Origin of the sequence: Massilia sp. Mn16-1_5 (assembly GCF_004798585.1) — a bacterium.
Taxonomy (GTDB): domain Bacteria; phylum Pseudomonadota; class Gammaproteobacteria; order Burkholderiales; family Burkholderiaceae_D; genus Telluria.
Window position 1 is genome coordinate 322775 of sequence record NZ_PPXQ01000004.1, and the last position, 6339, is coordinate 329113.

Below are 6339 nucleotides of genomic sequence, written 5' to 3' on the forward strand. Positions count from 1 at the left end.
GGGACCACCTCGCCATGTCTTTCTTCATCATCGCCGGTCTGGTCGTGCTGATCGTGATCGCCACCCTGCTGCCCCTGTCGCGCCACACCGAATGGTGGATACGCGACCTGGACTTCCCGCGCCTGCAGATCGCAGCGGTGGCGCTCGGCGTGCTGGTGGCGGAGTTCGTCTTCCTCGACATGGGCGAGCGCGAATCGCCCTTCCTGATGATCGTCACCGCGGCCTGCCTGGCCTACCAGGCCTGGTGGATCGTTCCCTATACCCGGCCCTGGAAGAACGAGGTCAAGCAGGCGGTGGGCGGCGCTCCGGGCGACCGCATCCGCATCCTGACCGCCAACGTGCTGACCCCGAATCGCAATACCGAGGGCCTGATCGCCCTGATCCGCGAACACGAGCCGCACGTCTTCGTCACGCTGGAGACGGACCAGTGGTGGCAGGATCGGCTCGACGTGCTGGAAGGGGACTACCCGCACGCGCTCAAATGCCCGCTCGACAACCTGTACGGCATGCACGTGTACTCGAAGCTGCCGCTGGAGGACGCGGCGATCCAGTTCCTGGTCGAGGACGATATCCCGTCGATGCATGCGCTTGTCCTGCTGCCTTCGGGACGCAAGGTGCGCATGCATTTCCTGCACCCGACGCCGCCCAGCCCGACCGAACACGCCGAATCGACCGAGCGCGACGCCGAACTGCTGGTGGTGGCGAAAAGCGTGGCCGGCCTGGACACCCCGGTGATCGTCGCCGGCGACCTGAACGACGTGGCGTGGTCGACCACGACCCGGCTGTTCCGCAAGATCAGCGGCCTGCTCGATCCGCGCATCGGACGCGGCATGTTCAACACCTTCCATGCCGATTTCTGGTTCCTGCGCTGGCCGCTCGACCATTTGTTCCACAGCCGCCACTTCACCCTCGGCTTCATCCGCCGTTTGCCGTCCTTCGGCTCGGATCACTTCGCGATGCTGGTGGAGCTGGTCTACGACCGCGTGCGCGGGGAAGACCAGGAGGGCCTGGTGGCGGACAAGGAAGACCATGAACTGGCCGAGGAAAAGATCGCGGCCGAGCCGGTGACGGTGGACGACGTCCACGAGCCGCAGGCGTGACCAGGACCACGCCGGTTCACGCCTCGCGCTTGAACTCCGGTGCCGGCAGCGGATGGCGCCGCTCGTCGGGCCGCATCAGCACCCGGCGCGCCACGTCGAAAGGCACGCCCATGCCCGCCAGCACGCGGGCCGGCGAAGCGTCGGTATCACGGATTGCCGCGTCGATCAGGAGCGCGGTCTTGTAGTCGGTGCGTCGGTCCATGCGGCCATTGTCGCACGACTGCCCTGGAAAGCATCCGTACCGCTGCGTCCTTGAAGCGCGCGGTCGTCCTGTTCCGACCCTGCGAATCAGCCGCCAAAGCCAAAGTTGGGGATGGACTGACCCATTACGATCACAAGCAGGATCCATAAGGCACTGGGAATGCCGCTGAGCAGTGCCGCGGTGACAACGGACCAGCGTGAGGCCGGAGCGTGACGCCATATCCAACGGCTCAGAAGCAGGCCGACCGCGAGCATGGCGAATGCCAGCGGGGGGCCGGGCAACGCGTCCAGGCGGGCTAGCGTGGCGGGAGCGAGGCTATCCGAAATCGGGAACAGAAAGCCGAACGGACCAAAGCAGAGCATGAACAGCCAGGTACCCAGCAAGAAGCCGGCAACCAACCCGATGGCCAGATACAAGGCAGACCTCAGGTTCTTCATGGGTACTTCTCCGGTCGTAACAGCGTCGTCATCTTTTTTACTCCACGCCTCGCCCATCGGCAATAGCCCGGATGGACGCTTCCACATGTGGCCGCGCGCTGCTGTTCAACAAGCGGTCGAACTGTTCGGCAGCCCGGAGAACAAACTGCATACGCTGCTCGACGACCCACAATTTCGCGTACCGGTTGCTGGAAAACGGCAAGGTAAATCCAGGTTTAGCCTTGCACTGGGCCGACAGCGTGAGTTCGATCGCCTCGGCTTCACCCGTCGGGATGCCGGTTACGAGCGCATACTGGTTCAGGGCGAGCAGGCGTCGCATCACCGGGTCGTCATACAGGATGGGCTGGAGGACGTTCACCTGTTCATGCTTGGCAAGCCATTTAACGCTTTCAACGAGGCAGTTCTCGTCGATATACCTGAACCCTTCCCGTATTTCGTGAAGCGGCTTTCCGAACGGAAGAATCTCATCGTCGACCTTCCAATACACCGGGTATTTGCGGGTCTGCCGATGCGGGAGATAGTCCTTGAACTCCTTCCAGCCGCGCTCCATGAAAAAGCGATGCAAGGGATAGATATCGAGGAACAGATGGGCATTGCCGAAGCCGAGCTTCGCATGCATGTAAGCCGCACCTGCCTCCGCGCCGGCTTGCAGTCCAACGGCGGCCTCTGCGCCAGGCATTCCGGCGACGAACGACAAGCCGACGGCTTCCCGCACGCTGCGGTTCCTCGCCTCTGTCGCTGTTGCATGAAGCAGCCCGCAGCCCACCTGTTTCGACGCAAACGCGGCCAGGCCCGCCCATTGAAACCGGTTATCGGCAAGCCACAATCTGGCGTAAGCGGCGCTGATGCGTCTGTTCCGCTCTTGCGATTTGGCTTCCATCGAACCATCCACCCTGATCAGTTCTTCGGCTTCGACCTGGAAAGTGCGCCACAGGTGTTCGGGCGTCAGGATCGGGACGGCGATTGCTCGTTCAACAGTAGCGGCCGGACCGACGATATGGTGCAACGTGCATTCGGAGACCGGCTTGATATTCCGGTACACCGGTATGCCCGCGAACGGATGTGTAGGGAAGTACCGGTTCGGTTTGCCGGGCACATACGCGCTGGGCATGAAGCGCTGCCTCCGTGGATAACTGAATCGATCCAATCTAGTCAGAGAGGTCGACGGCAGCCTTGGGGCAACGCAAGCATGGGCACTCTTGCGCGTTCAACTGTCGCACGTATGACGCGTGCCTGGCGGCGGACAGAGGGGAGCTGGCCCCTCCAGCTGGTCAGAACGAATACACCAGCGTCAGCGAGGTCTGGGTATCCAGGTTCTTCTTGTCCTCCGGCACGTTGGAATCGTTGCGGGCCGAGAAGGCCGCCTTCATCTGCATCGTGTCGTTGATCTTGGTGGACAGCGCGGACTCGGCGATCGAGTGCACGTTCGACGTGCCGCGCTCGACGCTGACGGTCTGCACGAAGGCCGCCGACGGGCTGACCTGCCAGCGGAAGCGGGCCGCGCCGCGCACCGTCATCCCGTTCTCGCGTTCGCCCGACTCGCGCTCGCCGCTGAAGTAGCCAGGACCGATCTCGACGTCGAGCGCCTTGTCGTCGCTGTTGTAGAGCTGCGAGCCGTGACCGACCGCGAACGAGGTGTAGCGCGTGTAGGCGCCGAAGCGGTCGTTGACGTGGGAGCCGAGGACGAAGGCGCGCGAGCCTTCCTTCATCAGCTTGTAGGCGGCTTTTGCCGACGCGGCCCAGCGCTGGGCCGAGCGTGTGCGGTAGCGTTCGCCGTCGTCGTCGGTGATCTCGTCTTCCTTGAAGAAGCCGCTGACGATGTACTCGTTGCTCCAGTCGGCGGTCTCGTGGCGGGCGTCGATCTTGCCGCTGATGGAGGTGCCGGTGGTGTTGCCGGAGGTATTGATCGCACCCAGTTCGGCCGAGGTGAACCAGCTACCATCGGGAATCGTCTCCGGACGGGCCACGGTCAGCGCGCTATGGATATTGCCGATTTGCGGCAGGTCGTCGGCGGCGCCATCGGCGTGGGCGGGGAAGTGGGCCAGGCCCAGCAGGGCCAGCGCGTACAGCGGGAATGATTTCATAAGCTTGTCTGCGGCCGCGGCGCCGGCCTGGTCGGCCGGACCGCTACCTGCCGGTCGTCATCTAGTGGAACGCGAAAGAGCGCCGGTGCGCGCTGTGCGGCAAAGGGGCTCGACCGGGATTGTATCCCAGAAGCAGCAAAAATGCGCCCCGTAGGCAACCGAATCGCGCATTTTGCTGCACATGCGCGACTCAGCAGTGGGGCGCGAGAGGGCGCTCAGGTGCCGATATAGACGATCTTGAAAATGAACAGGGCCGCGATGATCCAGACGATCGGCTTGACCTGGCGTGCGTGCCCGGTGAGCAGTTTCAGGGCCGCGTAGGTGATGAAACCGAAGGCGATGCCTTCCGCGATCGAATAGGTGAAGGGAATGACCAGCGCCGTGATCGCGGCCGGGATGCTTTCCGTGGTGTCGCCCCATTCGATGTCGCCGAGGTCGCGCAGCATCAGGCAGGCCACGAACAGCAGGGCGGGGGCGGTGGCGTAAGCCGGCACCACGCCGGCCAGCGGCGCGATGAACAGGCAGGCCAGGAACAGCACGGCCACCGCGAGGGCGGTCAGGCCGGTACGGCCGCCGGCCTGCACGCCGGCCGCGCTCTCGATGTAGGCGGTGGTGCTCGAGGTGCCCAGCACGGAACCGGCGACGATGGCGCCGCTGTCGGCCAGCAGGGCCTTGTTCAGGCGTTCCATCTTGCCTTCGACCAGCAGGCCGGCGCGGCTGGCCACGCCCATCAGGGTGCCGGTGGCGTCGAACAGTTCGACCAGGAAGAAGACCAGCACGACGTTCAGGATGCCGACCGAGAGCGCGCCCGGGATGTCGAGCTTGAACAGGGTCGGATCGATCGAGGGCGGGGCGGAGAAGATGCCCTTGAAGCTGTTGCCGCCAAAGAAGAACGAAAGGATGGTGACGACGATGATGCCGATCAGGATGGCGCCGCGCACCTTGAGGCGGTCGAGCGTGACGATCAGCAGGAAGCCGAGGATGGCCATGATGGCCTCGGGCTTGTGCAGGTCGCCCGCCTTGACCAGGGTCGGCTCGCTGCCGACCACGACGCCGGCGTTCTTCAGCGCGATCAGGGCCAGGAACATGCCGAGGCCGACGGTGATCGCCACCCGCAGCGAATGCGGGATCCCGTTCACGATCATGCCGCGCAGGCCGAAGACCGAGACCAGGATGAAAAGGCAGCCCGAAATGAACACGGCGCCCAGCGCGGCCGGCCAGGCCACGCCCATGCCGAGCACGACGGCGTAGGCGAAATAGGCGTTCAGGCCCATGCCGGGCGCCATGCCGATCGGATAGTTGGCGTACAGGCCCATGACGGCGCTGCCGAGGGCGGCCACCAGGCAGGTGGCGACGAACACGGCTTCCTTCGGCATCCCGGCGTCGCCCAGGATCGAGGGGTTGACGAAGATGATGTAGGCCATCGTCAGGAAGGTGGTCAGGCCGGCGAGCAGCTCGGTGCGCACGTCGGTGCCGCTTTCCTTGAGTTTGAAGTAGTTGTCGAGCATCGTGGATGGATGTGGAAGAATGAAGAAGGATGAGCAGTGGGATGACCGAAGCATAACACCGCCGCGCCCGCAGCATGGCCCCAGGCATGACAAAAACGCCATGCAGGGACTCCGTCTGGCGAGCCCGGCCGGGTTTTTACTCTTTTCTTGCTTTATGTTGCAGGATTGGTATCATCGACTTGCTGGCTGTCATGTCGACGGCCGTCTACCTGTGAGCTCGCGATGCAGATCCGTGCCTACCTGTATCTGATGGCTGCGGCAATCCTGGTCCCGGTGATCCTCTTCGCCGGATTCTCACTGCGCTTGATCGAGGGCAGGGAAAGCGAACTGGCCCGTACCCAGGTGGCGAAGGCGGCGCAGCGCGCCGCGCTGCTGGTCGACGCCGACCTGGCCGCCACCCAGGCCGCGCTGCGCGCGCTGGCCGGCTCGCCCTCGCTGGCGCGCGGCGAGCTCGACGCCTTCTACCGTGAGGCGCAGGCGGCCGTCGGCGGTCCCGACGCCTGGGCCATCCTGATCGACGAGAACGGCCGCCTGCTGTTCGACACCACGGCATCGAAAGGGTCGCCGGCCACCGACGAAGCGCCCCCGGTCTACCTGTCCGCGCTGCTCGGCGCCCAGCGTCCTTTCGTGACCGACCTGATTCCCTCCCAGGTCAGCGGCCGCCTGATGACCGGGGTCGGCATGCCGCTGCGCGCGGGCGGGCGCCAGTACCTGCTGGGCGTGGGCCACGGCGCCGATCACTTCCGCCAGCTGCTGCTCGGCGCCGGCCTGCCGCAGGACTGGCAGCTCGACATCTACGACCGCAAGGGCAAGCTGGTGGCTTCGAACCTCGGCCCCGCCGCCTTGGTGGGCCAGGACGCGCCGCCCGAGCTGAGCACGGCCGAGACCGCCGATGGCATCCTGGCGCTGCCCCTGCGCAGCGGCGTGGCCGGCACGGTCGCCTTCAGCCGCGTCCCCGGCCCCGGCTGGAAGCTCGCCGCCGGGGCGCCGGCCGCGGCGCTGGTCCCG

Annotated in this window: 7 protein-coding genes; 2 read left to right on the forward strand and 5 right to left on the reverse strand. The window is 65.2% G+C overall.

What is annotated here, in order from left to right; genetic code table 11:
* Positions 1-14 precede the first annotated feature (14 nt).
* On the forward strand, positions 15-1100 hold the full coding sequence (locus tag C2862_RS06845) for an endonuclease/exonuclease/phosphatase family protein (RefSeq protein WP_136219351.1): 1086 nt from the start codon (positions 15-17) through the stop codon (positions 1098-1100).
* Between the two features lie 16 nt (positions 1101-1116).
* Here the strand turns inward: C2862_RS06845 and C2862_RS06850 are convergent, their stop codons facing one another.
* The 5 genes from C2862_RS06850 to C2862_RS06870 form a co-directional block, all read right to left on the reverse strand.
* Positions 1117-1302, reverse strand: a complete 186-nt coding sequence (locus C2862_RS06850; RefSeq protein ID WP_136219352.1) for a hypothetical protein — start codon at positions 1300-1302, stop codon at positions 1117-1119.
* A gap of 86 nt (positions 1303-1388) precedes the next feature.
* A complete protein-coding gene (locus C2862_RS06855; protein WP_136219353.1) occupies positions 1389-1739 on the reverse strand; it encodes a hypothetical protein in 351 nt (116 codons plus the stop codon).
* Between the two features lie 37 nt (positions 1740-1776).
* Positions 1777-2850, reverse strand: a complete 1074-nt coding sequence (locus tag C2862_RS25485) for a DUF2515 family protein (protein WP_210735904.1) — start codon at positions 2848-2850, stop codon at positions 1777-1779.
* A 160-nt stretch (positions 2851-3010) separates the two neighbouring features.
* Entirely contained in the window at positions 3011-3823 is an 813-nt protein-coding gene (locus C2862_RS06865) for a YdiY family protein (protein WP_136219354.1), read from the reverse strand.
* Positions 3824-4038: 215 nt separating this feature from the next.
* A complete protein-coding gene (locus C2862_RS06870) occupies positions 4039-5331 on the reverse strand; it encodes an NCS2 family permease (protein WP_136219355.1) in 1293 nt (430 codons plus the stop codon).
* Positions 5332-5553: 222 nt separating this feature from the next.
* On the opposite strand from C2862_RS06870, the gene C2862_RS06875 reads away from it, so the two are divergent.
* Positions 5554-6339: cache domain-containing protein (locus tag C2862_RS06875; protein WP_136219356.1), on the forward strand; the 786-nt coding region annotated here is incomplete at its 3' end.